Here is a 15,364-nt window from a genome sequence, read left to right as displayed (position 1 = left end):
AAACAAACGAATAAGTAGTGCACATGAACAATGACTACACCCGAAGACCATAGTAGCCTCACTCAGCGCTTGAACTCAGGAGTCTTTGCATGTCCGTCCGTCGTACCAAAATCGTCGCTACCCTTGGCCCGGCCAGTAACTCGCCGGAAGTTCTCGAACAGCTGATTCTGGCTGGCCTGGACGTCGCCCGCCTGAACTTCTCCCACGGCACTCCCGACGAGCACAAGGCTCGCGCGAAGCTGGTGCGTGACCTCGCTGCCAAGCACGGCCGCTTCGTTGCCCTGCTGGGTGACTTGCAAGGCCCGAAAATCCGTATCGCCAAATTCGCCAACAAGAAGATCGAGCTGAAGATCGGTGATCAATTCACCTTCTCCACCAGCCATCCGTTGACCGAAGGCAACCAGCAAGTGGTCGGCATCGACTACCCGGACCTGGTCAAGGACTGCGGCTTGGGCGACGAGCTGCTGCTCGACGACGGCCGCGTGGTGATGCGCGTTGATACCGCCACCGCCACCGAACTGAACTGCACCGTGCTGATCGGCGGTCCGCTGTCCGACCATAAAGGCATCAACCGTCGTGGTGGCGGCCTGACTGCGCCGGCCCTGACTGAAAAAGACAAGGCCGATATCAAGCTCGCTGCCGAGATGCAGGTCGACTACCTCGCCGTGTCCTTCCCGCGTGACGCCGCCGACATGGAATACGCCCGTCAACTGCGCGACGAAGCCGGCGGTACTGCCTGGCTGGTGGCGAAGATCGAACGCGCCGAAGCCGTGGCCGACGACGAAACCCTCGACGCGCTGATCAATGCTTCCGACGCCGTCATGGTGGCCCGTGGTGACCTGGGCGTGGAAATCGGCGACGCGGAGCTGGTGGGCATTCAGAAGAAAATCATTCTGCATGCACGCCGCCACAACAAGGCTGTGATCGTGGCGACCCAGATGATGGAGTCGATGATCCAGAACCCGATGCCGACCCGCGCCGAAGTGTCCGACGTAGCCAACGCCGTGCTCGACTACACCGACGCCGTGATGCTCTCGGCTGAAAGTGCTGCCGGTTTGTACCCGCTGGAAGCTGTACAAGCCATGGCCCGCATCTGCATCGGCGCTGAAAAGCACCCGACCAGCAAGACCTCCAGCCACCGCATCGGCAAGGTCTTCGAAAGCTGCGACCAAAGCATCGCCCTGGCGGCCATGTACACCGCCAACCACTTCCCAGGCGTGAAGGCGATCATCGCCTTGACCGAAAGTGGCTACACGCCGTTGATCATGTCGCGCATCCGCTCTTCGGTGCCGATCTACGCGTTCTCCCCACACCGTGAAACCCAGGCCCGCGCGGCCATGTTCCGTGGCGTCTACACCGTACCGTTCGACCCGGCATCGCTGCCACCTGAGCAAGTCAGCCAGGCCGCGATCGACGAGTTGCTCAAGCGCGGTGTCGTGGAAAAAGGCGACTGGGTCATCCTGACCAAGGGCGACAGCTACCACACCATCGGCGGCACCAACGGGATGAAAATCCTGCACGTTGGCGACCCGATGGTCTGAGTGATCGGTTGCTGAAAAACAAAAGCCCTGCCATGTGAATGGCGGGGCTTTTTGGTTTCTGATCCGGAAGATGTGTTGCCTGCACTGACGCCTTCGCGAGCAGGCTCGCTTGTATGTTTAGACTTGAAGGGGTGGGCGGGACTAAAGGCTCGATTCCGACTCTTGCCAGTACGGACCGTGGGAGACTTCTCTCCCGCCCTTTCTACCCAAAGCGCCGATAAGGAATTCATCGGTAAAACCGACGATAGAGGCAAGCCAGCGCAACGGTAGACCCCGACAAGCTCTTAAACCCTAGCTCCGAGGATTCGTCATGACAATCCTTACTTCGCCGACGGTTGTTGGCATCGATATCGCCAAGGCCGAAATAGTTGTCTATCGCGCCGATCTGCAAACCACTGAAGCCATCAAAAACGACCGAGCAGCCCTCAAACGCTGGCTTAAAACATTGCCTGCCCGAAGTGCTATCGCCGTTGAAGCCACCAACATCTACCACCTGGACACCGTCGATCTGGCTCATGCGATGGGCCATCAGGTTTATGTCGTGGATGCTTATCGGGTCAGTAACTATCGCCGCGGCATCGGCCAACGCGCCAAGAATGATCCCTGCGATGCCCGGTTGCTGGCGCGCTATTTAACGAATGAACAAGACGGACTGCGGATCTGGAACCCGCCACCCAAGGCCTACACCTCACTGAAAAGCTTGCTCCACAGACGGGCAACGCTGATCCAGAACCACACCGGTCTGATGCTGAGCTGGGCCAATGAACCCTTGTTGAAGAAAGTGCAGGTCGCTCAGCAGAAGGCATTCAAGCAAGCGGATCAGGCCATTCAGAAACTGCTGCGTAAGGTCAGCAAAGAGGCGGGTATCGAAGCGAATATCGACCGTTGCAAAGCCATCGAAGGCGTTGGCGAACTAACCGCAACCGGGTTGGCAACCACCTTTATGCGCGGTGATTTCGCCAATAGCGACGCGTTCATCGCGTATCTGGGGATGGACCTGACGGTGGATGATTCCGGGAAGAAAAACTCTCCCCGGCACCTGACCAAAAAAGGCGACCCGGAAGTACGCCGGTTGGCGTACAACGCGGCAATGGCAGCCTGTCGCTCACCTAAATGGAAACCGTTTTATGAGGCGCACCTGGCAAGAGGCCTCTCAAAAACCCAGGCACTGGTGGCCCTTGCCCGGAAACTCTGCCGGGTGGCATTTGCCCTGATGAAAAATCAGGGTGAATACCAACCGGCCTGAAGTTGCAGGGTTGCCCTACAACATAGAATCTCCCACAGGGGATTTGTGGTGAACACAGAATGTGTGGGCACTCTGGGTCAAATGTGGGAGCGAGCCTGCTCGCGATGAGGCCAGCCCGGCCACCGCAGATTCAATGCCGGCTGATAAACCCCGACAACGCCGCTATCGCTTCCGGCGAGCGCAGCCGCTGGGTGAACAACGCGCCCTCCTCTTCGATCACCTTGCGCAGCAATTCCCGGTCCGGGGCTTTCATCAATTGCTTGCTGATGCGCACCGCTTCCGGCGGCAGTGACTCGAAACGCAACGCCATCTCCCGCGCCTTGGCCAACGCCGCTTCGCCACTGCCCAAGGCTTCAGTTGCAATCCCCCACTGCGCGGCCTGTTCACCGCTGAAGCCTTCGCCCAACAGCAACAACTCGGCGGCTTTAGCGTGCCCGAGCAAACGCGGCAGGATCAGGCTGGAGCCGAATTCAGGGCACAATCCAAGATTGACGAAAGGCATACGAAGGCGCGCATCCCGGCTGACATACACCAGATCGCAATGCAGCAGCATTGTCGTGCCAATGCCCACCGCTGCACCGGCCACGGCGGCGATCACCGGTTTGCGGCATTCGAGCAGGGTGAGCATGAAGTGGAACACCGGGCTGTCGAGGCTGCTCGGGGGTTGCTGCAGGAAATCAGCGATATCGTTACCGGCGGTGAAGCACTCGGCGGAACCGGTGATCAGCACGGCGTTGATTTCAGGGTCGGTGTCGGCCTGTTTCAGCGCCTCGGCCAGGTGGCTGTACATGGCGCGGGTCAGGGCGTTTTTCTTGTCTGGGCGGTTCAGGCGCAGGGTCAGCAGGCCGCGTTCGCGTTCAAGTTGGATGGCATCGGTCATGGTCGGTCTCGCGTCTGAAAAGTCAGCGCTCAACCGCGAAGCAGGAAGACGTCGGCCAGCAGTTGGTTGCGCGGCAGTCCCGCCAGGTACAGGCGCCGGGCAAAGGCGTCGACGCTGTCGGGGGCTCCGCAGAGTAAGGCTTGGGTTTGCCGGGAAACAAGCCGCAGTTGCGCCAAAGCCGCGGGCAACTCGGCCGGGGTCCACAGCTCGATGCTGAGGTTCGGACGGCTGGCGGCCATGGCTTGCAGGGGTTTGGCCAGATAGTGCTCATCGGCATCATGGGCCAGGTGAATGACGCGGATGGCCCCTTCGTGATCCTGCCGCAGGGCTTCGCGCAAGACACCAAACAATGGGCCCAACCCGGTACCAGCGGCCATCAGCCATAGCGGTCGAGTGTTCCAGTCCGCGTCGTAATGCAATGCCCCGCCGCGCAACTCGCCGAGAAGGATCGGATCGCCGATCTTGAACTGACGGGCTGCATCACTGAATTCCCCCGGCTGGCGACAATCGAGGTGAAACTCCAGAAAGCGGTCTTCTTCCGGAAGGCTGGCCAGGGAGTACGGCCGCGCGATGCTGCCCGCCCACAACACCAGATGCTGCCCGGCGTTGTAGCGCAACGGGCGCTGCGGGGTCAGGCGCAAACGCAACACACTGGCGCTCAGCCAATCGACGGCTGCCACCTCGGCCGGGCGACCGTCCTGTTGCGGGTCGAAGGTATGCACTTGCAAGTCTTCGATCACCTGACACTGGCAGGCCAGGCGCCAACCTTGCTGACGCTGCTCCGCGCTCAGGGCATCGGGTCGGCTGTCGCTTGGCAACCCTTGCACACATTGCACCAGGCACGCATGACAACTGCCGGCGCGACAGCTGTAAGGAACGGTTACACCGTTTTGATTCAATGCATCGAGCAGGTTGCTGCCCGCCGCCACCGACCATTGACGCTCGCCGACGCGTAACTCAGGCATCGACGTTCTCCCACGCCGCCGCACAGCGATTGCGCCCGTCGCGTTTGGCGCGATAGAGCGCCTGATCGGCGCGCTGCAAGGCATCGTCGAGGTCGTCGCCCAGTTCCAGCAACGTCATGCCCGCCGACAAACTGAGGTGGTTGACGTCGAGGCCAATCAGCTCGACATCGGTGAACGCGATGCGTAACCGCTCGCAGCAGGAGGTCAGGCGCTCGGCGTTGCAGTCGGGCAGCAGCACCACGAACTCTTCACCGCCATAACGGGCCAGCACATCGCCCTCGCGCAAGCAGGCGGTGGCCACACCGGCAAAGGCTTGCAGCACCTGATCGCCGGCGGCATGGCCGTGCACATCATTGATCCGTTTGAAATGGTCGAGGTCGATCAGCGCCAGGCCATGGACGACACCGGCTTCCATGGCGTTCAGCTCGCGGGAGGCCAGGCGCAGGAAATGTCGACGGTTGAACAGCCCGGTCAGTTCGTCGGTGGCCACCAGGTCTTCGAGCTGGCGCATCATTCCGCGCAGGGTGTCCTGATGCGCCTGCAAGGCGAATCGGCGCTGGCGCATGCGTTGACGGGAAGCCTGGACATAACGGGCATAAAGCTCCAGCCAGACCAGCACGATAAACAGCACGCACACCTGCAACGCGGCCAGCGCCGGGTCGGCTAACTGGAAGTGGTAGCCCTCCCACAACGTGATCGCGCTGAAACTGAAAAACACCAACAGCGTGCAGCGCAAAAAGGCACGGCGCGACAGGTGAAACAACCCGAACAGCAGGATAAGCACGTAGAACACCAGGAACGCGCCGCGAGCCTCATCCAGATTGGCGATCAGCCAGGTTTGCCAACCCAGCCCCAGCAACACTTGCGCTTCGGTCAGGCTGGGGTCGGAAAATCGCAGATTGCAGCCGCTGTAAAACACCGTGAACAGCGCCGCCTGACTGATGACCACCAGCGCACTGCCGATGGCCACGCTGGCCAAGGGTTCATCGTAATGCCCCGTGAAAAACGCCAGCCACAGCAGCAGCAAAGCCAGGGCGTAGGTGCCGGCTGCGAGGGCAAAGCGTTTGAGCAACAGGCGCTGGATGGCGTTATGGGTCAATCGTTGACTCACCGTGCGAAAGGAGGCTGTCAGAGTGTCCTACTCTACAGGCCGAATGCCACTTTAGTGGCGTGCCTGATAAATAACCATTCAATTTTCGGGGCGAAAAACTGGCGTCAGAACACTGACTGTTTTCCCTGTAGGCGCTGTGTAGGAGCTTGTAGGAGCTGTGTAGGAGCTGTCGAGTGAAACGAGGCTGCGATCTTTTGATGTTAAAAAAATCAAGATCAAAAGATCGCAGCCTCGTTTCACTCGACAGCTCCTACACAGCTCCTACATCCGGCGTGATAGCCAATACCATCCCATGCGACCAACGATTGACTGTCGGCGCGTGTACCCGCCATCGAGGCGCGTTATACTGCCGCGCCTTTTTAGCGTCGCGCCAGCATGCCCGGCGTGCCTTGAAAGGTGCTTGCAACCGACCGATGCACCCAAGCTGCAAGCACCTTATTGAATGTTCCCGTCTTTTAGAGGAGCGCGACTCATGACCGTGATCAAGCAAGACGACCTGATTCAGAGCGTTGCCGACGCCCTGCAATTCATTTCCTATTACCACCCCGTTGATTTCATCCAGGCGATGCACGAGGCCTACCTGCGTGAAGAATCGCCGGCAGCCCGCGATTCGATGGCGCAAATCCTCATCAACTCGCGCATGTGCGCCACCGGCCACCGCCCGATCTGCCAGGACACCGGCATCGTCACCGTGTTCGTCCGCGTGGGCATGGACGTGCGTTGGGATGGCGCCACCATGGGCCTGGACGACATGATCAACGAAGGCGTGCGCCGGGCTTACAACCTGCCGGAAAACGTCCTGCGTGCCTCGATCCTCGCCGACCCGGCGGGTGCTCGCAAAAACACCAAGGACAACACCCCTGCCGTTATCCACTACTCCATCGTTCCGGGTAACACCGTGGAAGTGGACGTGGCGGCCAAGGGCGGCGGTTCCGAAAACAAATCGAAAATGGCCATGCTCAACCCGTCCGACTCGATCGTCGACTGGGTGTTGAAAACCGTTCCGGAAATGGGCGCCGGCTGGTGCCCACCGGGCATGCTCGGCATCGGCATCGGCGGCACCGCCGAGAAAGCCGCCGTCATGGCCAAGGAAGTGTTGATGGAATCCATCGACATTCACGAGCTGAAAAAACGCGGCCCGTCCAACCGCATCGAAGAGATGCGCCTGGAGCTGTTCGAGAAGGTCAACCAACTGGGCATCGGCGCTCAGGGCCTTGGCGGCCTGACCACCGTGCTCGACGTGAAGATCATGGATTACCCGACCCACGCCGCTTCGTTGCCGGTGTGCATGATCCCGAACTGCGCCGCCACCCGTCACGCCCACTTCGTGCTCGACGGTTCCGGCCCGGCGTCCTTGGAAGCGCCGCCGCTGGACGCCTACCCGGAAATCGTCTGGGAGGCCGGTCCGTCGGCCCGTCGCGTCAACCTCGACACCCTGACCCCGGAAGACGTGCAGAGCTGGAAGCCGGGCGAAACCGTCCTGCTCAACGGCAAAATGCTCACCGGTCGCGATGCCGCGCACAAGCGCATGGTCGAGATGCTGAACAAGGGTGAAGCCTTGCCGGTGGACCTCAAGGGTCGCTTCATCTATTACGTCGGCCCGGTCGATCCGGTACGCGAAGAAGTGGTGGGCCCTGCCGGCCCGACTACCGCGACGCGGATGGACAAGTTCACCCGTCAGATCCTCGAGCAAACCGGCCTGCTGGGCATGATCGGCAAATCCGAACGCGGCCCGACCGCGATCGAAGCGATCAAGGACCACAAGGCGGTTTACCTGATGGCGGTTGGTGGCGCGGCTTACCTGGTGGCGCAAGCCATCAAGAAATCCCGCGTGGTGGCGTTCGCCGAACTGGGCATGGAAGCGATCTACGAGTTCGACGTCAAAGACATGCCGGTAACTGTTGCGGTGGATAGCAAGGGTGAGTCGGTACACATCACCGGTCCTGCCATCTGGCAGAAAAAGATCAGTGAAAGCCTGGCGGTGGAAGTGCAGTAAGCTGCACTGAAACGCCCATAAAGAAACCGGCCTGTCGGCGACGACAGACCGGTTTTTTTTCGCCCTGAGAACACCGCAATTGTTTGTGGGTTAATCGAGCTGACCTGTCAGATGTGACAGGTCACAGCCGTTGCATCCCCTGATAAGTTGAATGCACTTGTGCGTCCTTGTCAGGTGGAAACAGAAATGGCCACGGAAGAACAAAAAGGCACTATCAATATTTCAGCCCCCGCCCAACCCAAAATTGGCGGCGCCATTGCAAGCTTTGGTGGTTGGGGAGCGGTGGGCACCACGGGTTCAGCCTCGCTGGCATTGTCATTGCCGATTTCCAATGCACCCAATCGTGATCTGGTGCCGTCGCTTTCGCTCGGCTACAGCAGCCATGTGGGCAATAGTCAGTACGGCATCGGCTGGAGTTTGACCGTCAACGCCATCACGGTACGCACGAGCAAGGGCGTTCCATTTTATGAAGGCAAGGATCTGATCGTCGGCCCCGACGGTGAGGTCTGGATGGTCGTGCTTGACGGTAACGGCAAGCCCAGCGAGAGAGCCGACGTCGTTGGAACGACAGATTATCGGATTGTCAGTTACCAGCCCCGGATCGAGGGCGGATTCGCCAAGATCGAACGCTGGTTCAATGAAGATGACGCGGCGGGTTTCTGGAAGATTCAGAGCGCCGATGGCAGCACCCACGTGTATGGCAAGACTCTGGCCTCGCGCCGGGCTGAACACAAAGACGAGAGCAAACCACTGGAACCCGAACGCGTCGGTGTGTGGTTGCTGGACGAGAGTGTCAACACTCGCGGCGAGCACATCGTCTATGAGTACAAGGCCGAGACAGAAGAACCCACCGCGCCACAGTTTCGCGATTATCGTGCCCAGCGATATCTGCACCGGGTGCTTTATGGCAACGCGGTGGCGGAGTCGACGCTGTATTGCCTGAACGCCGATGACCGGAAAAACGTGCACTTCCACTTTCATCTGCTGTTCGACTATGGCGAACGCAGCCACGACCTGACGGTAAAACCGGCCTACGGCCCACCATACTTGCAGGAAGGCGAACAGTACGGCGAGTGGCTCGAACGCAGCGACCCGTTCTGGAACCACGACTACGGATTCGAATTGGGCACCCGACGCCTGTGTCGACAAGTGTTGATGTTTCACCATTTCACCGCCGAGCTCGGTGATTCGCCACTGCTGGTTCAGCGCCTGTTTCTGGAGCATCACCAGAGCCCGCTGGATTACAGCCATTTGACCGCTGCTCATCTTCAGGTTTATGACGGGCAAGGCCAGGTTGAGAGCCGGCCGCCCATGGAGTTCAACTACGCGCCCTTCGATCTCGAAGGTGAACATCCGGGCTGGAGCACCTTTCCAGAGATGCCGGGACTCAATGACGGTCAGCGCTACCAGTTGGTGGATTTGTACGGCAAAGGCATGCCGGGCGTACTTTGCCGTCATGACAAGGCCTGGTACTACCGCGAACCGTTGCGGGCCGACAGCGGCGGCGATGACGTGCGTTATGGCGAATTGAAAGAGCTGCCGTACATCCCGCTGGCCGACAGCAGTAAAGCGGTACGCCAGACCCTCAGCGACCTGAACGGTGACGGCAAGCTGGAATGGGGACTGCACGCCCCGAGCATGAATGGCTTCTTTACGATGCACCCCGACCGCCAGTGGTCGACGTACGTCCCCTACAAAGCGTTTCCGCTGGAGTATTTCCATCCCCAGGCGCAGATGGCCGATCTGGTGGGTGACGGTCGCACCCATGTCGCCCTGATCGGCAGCAACAGCGTGCGTTTGTACACCAATATGGGCGATGACAACGGCTTCAGCAAAGGCAGCGATGTGCCGCACGACAACGACGATGCCTTGCCACTGCCAAGCAGTTCACAAACTGAAGTGGTGGGTTTCAGTGATGTGTTGGGCAGCGGCAAACAGCACTTGTTTCGCATCCGTCACAACAGTCTGGAGTGCTGGCCCAATCTGGGGCATGGCCGCTTTGGTAAAAGAATCAAACTCAACGCACCGGACATTCCTTACGAGAGCTTCAATGCTTCACAGGCCCTGCTGGCGGACCTCGATGGCTCGGGCGCAACCGACCTGATCTATCTGGAATCGGACCGCCTGCGAGTGTTCATGAACCACTGCGGCAAGGGCTTCGCCAGCGAATCCATCGATCTGCCCTGGCCTGAAGGCGTGCGTTACGACAGATTGTGTCAGGTCACCACTGCCGACCTGCTGGGGCTGGGATGCACCGGCCTGGTCCTGACCGTACCGCACATGTCCCCACGGCATTGGCGCTACGATTTCGTCAAAGCCAAGCCGTACCTGGTCAATCGCAGCAACAACAACATGGGCGCTCTGAGTTTCATCGGCTATCGCAGTTCGGCGCAGGAATTCCTGGACGAGGAATACGAACAACACCAGATCGATAAAGACACCGTCGTTGAATCCGGTGTGCCGTTCGCGATGCATCTGGTCAAGCGTCAAACCCAGGTCGATGAAATCACCGGCAATCAACTGACCCAGCTCATGAGCTATCGCCAGGGCTACTACGACCCCTTCGAACGAGAATTCCGCGGCTTTGGTTTGTTACTGCAGACCGATACCGAAGCTACCGAGGTAGAACGCGCGAGCTTGGGGTTCACCGCTCCGATCTGGAGTAAAACCTGGTTTCACATTGGCAAGTACATAAATCAACCAAGGAACGGTTATTACATTGGCGACACAGACGCTAAAGACCTGGAACCCACCAGGCTGGAACGTTTTCATCTGCGAGACAGAGCGGCAGAACCCATCGAGCCACCACCCGATGAGGAAACCGCTCGCGAGATCGCGCGCGCGCTCAGCGGCTCGACGCTGCGCACTGAAGTGTTCGCTTTGGATAATCCCATGGTGCCTTATGCCGTGGCAGAACATCGCTTTCAGGTTCGCCTGCTGCGCGCAAAAGGTGAGCATTACCCTTACACCGTGCTGCAACCCATGGCACTGGAGTCGATCAGCTATCAGTACGAACCGGAAATGCCGGACGACCCCCGTTGCGAACACACGCTCAACCTGAGATGGGACGAATTCGGCAGCGTGCTGCATGCCTTCGTCGTCTACTACGCACGGCGCAAAACCGACGCAACACCGCCGTTTGATGACGAACATGAAAACCGCTGGTGGACGGACGCCCACGATGACGCGCAACAGTGCTGGTACTTGACTGAGTCCAAAGCCGAATACATCCATGTTTATGACGAAGCGAGCTGGAAACCGGGAGAGCCCTATCGGCTCGGGCTGCCGTTCAGGGAGCGCAGTAATGCACTGGTGCTGAAAAAGTCAGATCTGAATATCGAGGACATCCACCACAAGAACGTCCTTGAATGGAGCGACACTGATAAATGGGCGGAGCAGTGGGTGCTCGCCGGAATGTCCATGCAGTTCTACATCGACCCCGCCACCGGTGAGACGATGGAAGAGGGTAAGGCGACTGTCCATGCGCTGCCAGGCCACGTGGAAATTGCCGAACTGGATGCCAAAGCCCTGAGCGCTTACGACAAGCTCAAGAATGACCAGCAGGAAATGCCCTTCAATCTCAAGGAAAAGCTTGAATCAGTGGGTTACCACATCATGAAGTGGTTCCTGCCCAAACCGGAACAACCTGAACCTGAACCGGCGGACCCGACCGACGCGAAGAACTACCTGTGGTCCGTGCACCGAGGCTTCCCCAGCTATCATGGTCCGGAAGGTTTCTACAACATCAAACATTTCCAGCAGACCCAAAGCCACGGCATCACCAAAGTCACCTATGACCCCCACTGGTGCCTGCACACGGCTATCGAACTGCCGGACGGTTGCATCACCCGAACGCTGAACACCGATTACTGCACGTTTTTGCCCGCGGCCATCGAAGACCCCAATCGCAATATTCAGGAAGCGCGCTACAACGCCTTTGGCGAGGTGCTGGTCACCAGTTTTTATGGTACTGAACTGGGTGAGAAAGTCGGCTTTCATTCGTTGCGTAACTATATTCCGCCCTACGACCGCAGCCCGACCAGTGCCATCAGTACAGCCCGCAAAGCCATCGGCAATTACGCCATGGCCATGTTCAGTGATGCTTTCAGCTGGATGGGCCGAATCCCGACAACTCAGCTGCCGGAGGGCGATTGGTTCGACTGGGCCCGAGCGCAAGGTTTTGTACTACCCAGTGGCCATCTCTGTGATCGCGCGCGCCAGCATCTGCTGGAGCTCGAAAACCCGAGCGCAGACGAACAGCTTTTGCAGCAATACGTTGACGCTGCCCATCGAGAACCGGTTCACGTCGCGACCTTGCAGGCGGACCGCTATCCGGGTGATCCGGAGTTACAGATTCGCATCGCCATCATCCATCAGGATGGTTTCGGCCGCGTGCTGCAAACCAAGCAGGAAGTGGAGCCCGGCAAGGCCTGGGTGGTGGCGGACGACGGCACCTTGAAACTCAATGAAGAGGGTAAACCGGAGGAAGCCGAAGCCATGCGGCGCTGGCGGGTCAGCGAACCCGTCGAATACAACAACAAGGGTGAGAAGGTGCGGATCTACCGGCCTTATTTCGCCGATCAGTTTCGTCGCATCAACGACGATTCGTTACGCGCCTTCGCTTATCACGATCAACAGTTTTACGACGCCGCCGGCCGCCCCACGCACACCATCCTGGCGAAAAAAATGGAGCAAGGAGAAAACTCGGAACTCAGACCATTGCGTCGAGAACAGCGCTATCGCTGCTGGTACACCATTGCCTTCGATGAGAACGATCTGTTTGACCCGCCACCAACCCGTCCACCGACCATTTGGAATAACTGGACACTCCATTGAACTCAAGTGTCCATGCACACACCCCACAGCTGGTGGTCATCGATAACCGCAGCCTGCCAGTACGCCAGGTGACGTACTGGCGGCGGGACATTGACCCGCTCATCCCTGAGGCGCGGGTTACGGCCCAACAGCATGACATCGCCGGCCGGTTGGTGGCGCAACGCGACCCGCGCTTCCTGACACCCAAGGCCCGACCGAATCTGGCCACGGTTTACAGCCTCTCGGGGGCGGTGTTGTTCACGGACAGTATCGATGCCGGCTGGCGTCTGGAGTTGCCCGGCGAATCCGGACAGATGCAGACACGTTGGGATGGCCGATGCAGCCACTGGACGTACAAGTACGACGAACAGCAGCGGCTGACAGCGATCCATGAACAAACGCAAGACTCGAGTTTACGAATCATCGAATGCCTGACCTACGCGGACAACTCGGCCAGGTTCGCCGAACGCAATCAGTGCGGCCAGTTGATCCGCTACGACGACACCGCCGGCACTCTGCATTCAGAGGAGTACGGTTTACTGGGTGAGCTGATCATCCAGAAGCGGCACTTTCTCAAAACCCTGCGACGCCCCGACTGGCCGCTGTCACTCGAAGCTCGCAACGAATTACTCGAGCCGTGCGAAGGTTTCCAGACTCGTCGACGCTACAGCCCGCTCGGCGAACTGATTCGGCAAGTCGACGCCCGCGGCCACCGGCAATCATGGCACTTCGACCGGGCAGGCCAGCTTCAACAGGTGCACCTGCAACTCAAGGACGACACCGCCGAAAAAACCTTGCTGCACTGCCTGAGGTACAATGCCCGGGGCCAGATCGAATCGCAAACCGCCGGCAACGGCACGACCACAAGCTCGCAGTTCGACCCGGCGAGTGGACGCTTGTTACGACTGACGACCGATCGCGTCGGTCGAGGACGGTTGCAGGCACTGAGTTACCGATACGATGCCGGTGGCAACGTAGTGGAATTGCAAGATCACACCCAACCCACACGCTATTTTGCGAATCAGCAGGTTGAGGCTATTAGCCTTTACACCTACGACAGCCTGTCCCAATTGATCAGTGCAACGGGCCGCGAAGCCTTGGGCCAGAGCATCCGCCCAGAGTTGCCTGAACTGATGCCCGACCCTGGCGACAGCAACCGGCTGCTCAACTACACCGAACACTACGAGTACGATCAGGGCGGCAACCTCACCGTGCTGCGCCACGAAAGCGGCCATCCCGGCCAGGCGCATCGCCGAGCGTTTAAAGTTGCCGAAGACAGCAACCGGGCACTGGCCTGGGATGAACAACGTCCACCCGATTTCGGTCGTGGCTTTGATGCTAGTGGCAACCTGCAAAGTCTGCATCCTCATGATCAACGCTTGCTGTGGACCGGGCAAAACCAGCTGCAACAAATCACGTTCGTCAGCCGTGATGGTGGCGAGAACGATGCTGAATATTACGTTTATGACCATCAACATCTGCGCGTGCGAAAACAGCAACGCAGCCTTGCCAGCGGCACGACGCATGTGTGTGAAGTGCGATATTTACCTGGCTTGGAAATCCGTACGCTGGATGCCAGCGAACACCTGGAAGTCATCACCGTAGAGGCCGAGCGCGATCAGGTACGTTGCCTGCACTGGGTCACGCCGCCACCCGACGATATCAAGCAGGATCAGTTGCGCTATAGCCTCTGCGACCATTTGGGCTCCAGCGCTCTGGAACTGGATGGCGAGGCTGACATCATCAGCCATGAAGGTTATTACCCCTACGGCGGCACGGCCTGGTGGGCGGCGCGCAATGACGTCGAGGCCCGTTACAAAACCATTCGTTATTCGGGCAAGGAACGGGATGCGAGCGGGTTGTATGACTATGGGTTGCGGTATTACGCGCCGTGGTTGTGTCGGTGGATCAGTCCGGATCCGGCGGGGGATGTGGATGGGTTGAATGTGTATCGGATGGTCAGGAGCAATCCGCTGAGGTACGTCGACGCACAAGGACAGATGGCAGATGAGCCACCACTGCCACCGGGTTTAGACTTTGAGGGAATGACCGATGAACAAAGACGCAATCTGTACACGTTCCTTAAGGCTAAACGCGACCTTGAAAATTTAGTAAACACAAACCCCGAGGGTCTGTGGAACGACTTTAAACACCGGGCTCAGAGATTCCTCGCAACAAGCGCAAAAACAAAGTTAACCTCGGCAGGCGGGGCACTCGGTGGTGCAGTGGGCGGCGTGATAGGAGGCATATTGAACGAAACAACCAACCCAGCTGGCGGCTCAGCAGAAGGCGGAGCGACAGCGGCGGCAGTTGGCACGGCAGTAGGCGGGATAGTCGGGGGAATTGTTGGCAACTTGGTAGCTCGAATTATTTTGCGCACATACAACATCACAATCATGGGTCGGATTCATAAGGATATCGAGAGCAGCACGGGTACCTCACAAGAAAACATCGAACTATCCACAATCAATGGAAATGCAGAGTCGCGTGAAGAGCTCGAAGCCGAAGCCAATCGCATCAGAGAGATACTGGAAGGTCCCGATGATGATTTTCACGACGCAACGCAAGATACGGAGCTTCCAGAAAACACCATAAATGCGATTACAGAAGCTATTAAGTCTCCTGAACTCATCAGTGCTCTCGGTAACAATTTCACTGTCGTGGATCTACATAAAATGGTGGGCTATCGAGCACCCATGCAGCGAAATCAGCCTGCAGCTGAAGATCGAGGACAACCTGGCTACTTCAGCGGCTTCTTGAATTTCTTTCGCAGAACACCCGCAACCAGTCAATGAAAGGCATGTCTCTTC

Annotated in this window: 7 protein-coding genes and 1 pseudogene; 5 read left to right on the top strand and 3 right to left on the bottom strand. The window is 58.7% G+C overall.

What is annotated here, in order from left to right:
* Positions 1 to 89: 89 nt before the first annotated feature.
* Both pyk and ACYZUD_RS30180 read left to right on the top strand, forming a co-directional pair.
* Positions 90 to 1,541, top strand: coding sequence for a pyruvate kinase (gene pyk / locus ACYZUD_RS30185; RefSeq protein WP_462021469.1), 1,452 nt, complete (start codon positions 90 to 92; stop codon positions 1,539 to 1,541).
* Between the two features lie 310 nt (positions 1,542 to 1,851).
* Positions 1,852 to 2,813, top strand: a pseudogene (locus ACYZUD_RS30180) (IS110 family transposase).
* 104 nt (positions 2,814 to 2,917) lie between these two features.
* Here ACYZUD_RS30180 and ACYZUD_RS30175 read toward each other — a convergent pair.
* Genes ACYZUD_RS30175 through ACYZUD_RS30165 form a run of 3 tightly spaced genes read right to left on the bottom strand, consistent with a single transcriptional unit; the run spans position 2,918 to position 5,731 of the window.
* Entirely contained in the window at positions 2,918 to 3,667 is a 750-nt protein-coding gene (locus ACYZUD_RS30175) for an enoyl-CoA hydratase-related protein (protein ID WP_462021468.1), read from the bottom strand.
* A 29-nt stretch (positions 3,668 to 3,696) separates the two neighbouring features.
* Positions 3,697 to 4,632, bottom strand: a complete 936-nt coding sequence (locus ACYZUD_RS30170) for an iron-sulfur-binding ferredoxin reductase (RefSeq protein ID WP_462021467.1) — start codon at positions 4,630 to 4,632, stop codon at positions 3,697 to 3,699.
* Positions 4,625 to 5,731 (bottom strand): GGDEF domain-containing protein, encoded by a 1,107-nt coding sequence (locus ACYZUD_RS30165; RefSeq protein ID WP_462021466.1) that lies wholly within the window; start codon positions 5,729 to 5,731, stop codon positions 4,625 to 4,627. The genes ACYZUD_RS30170 and ACYZUD_RS30165 overlap by 8 nt, the downstream gene beginning before the upstream one ends.
* Before the next feature lie 484 nt (positions 5,732 to 6,215).
* Between ACYZUD_RS30165 and ACYZUD_RS30160 the strand changes: the two genes are divergently transcribed.
* The 3 genes from ACYZUD_RS30160 to ACYZUD_RS30150 all read left to right on the top strand — a co-directional run bounded on the left by ACYZUD_RS30160 (position 6,216) and on the right by ACYZUD_RS30150 (position 15,349).
* Positions 6,216 to 7,739 (top strand): fumarate hydratase, encoded by a 1,524-nt coding sequence (locus ACYZUD_RS30160; RefSeq protein ID WP_462021465.1) that lies wholly within the window; start codon positions 6,216 to 6,218, stop codon positions 7,737 to 7,739.
* A 186-nt stretch (positions 7,740 to 7,925) separates the two neighbouring features.
* Entirely contained in the window at positions 7,926 to 12,575 is a 4,650-nt protein-coding gene (locus ACYZUD_RS30155) for a SpvB/TcaC N-terminal domain-containing protein (protein ID WP_462021464.1), read from the top strand.
* The gene (locus ACYZUD_RS30150) at positions 12,572 to 15,349 is read left to right on the top strand and encodes an RHS repeat domain-containing protein (RefSeq protein WP_462021463.1); all 2,778 of its coding nucleotides are present in this window, start codon (positions 12,572 to 12,574) and stop codon (positions 15,347 to 15,349) included. The genes ACYZUD_RS30155 and ACYZUD_RS30150 overlap by 4 nt, the downstream gene beginning before the upstream one ends.
* Positions 15,350 to 15,364 lie beyond the last annotated feature (15 nt).

The sequence above is a fragment of the Pseudomonas sp. XS1P51 genome (assembly GCF_054897845.1).
The sequence above is the reverse complement of the archived record's forward strand: the minus strand, read 5'-3'. Positions and strand labels throughout refer to the sequence as shown.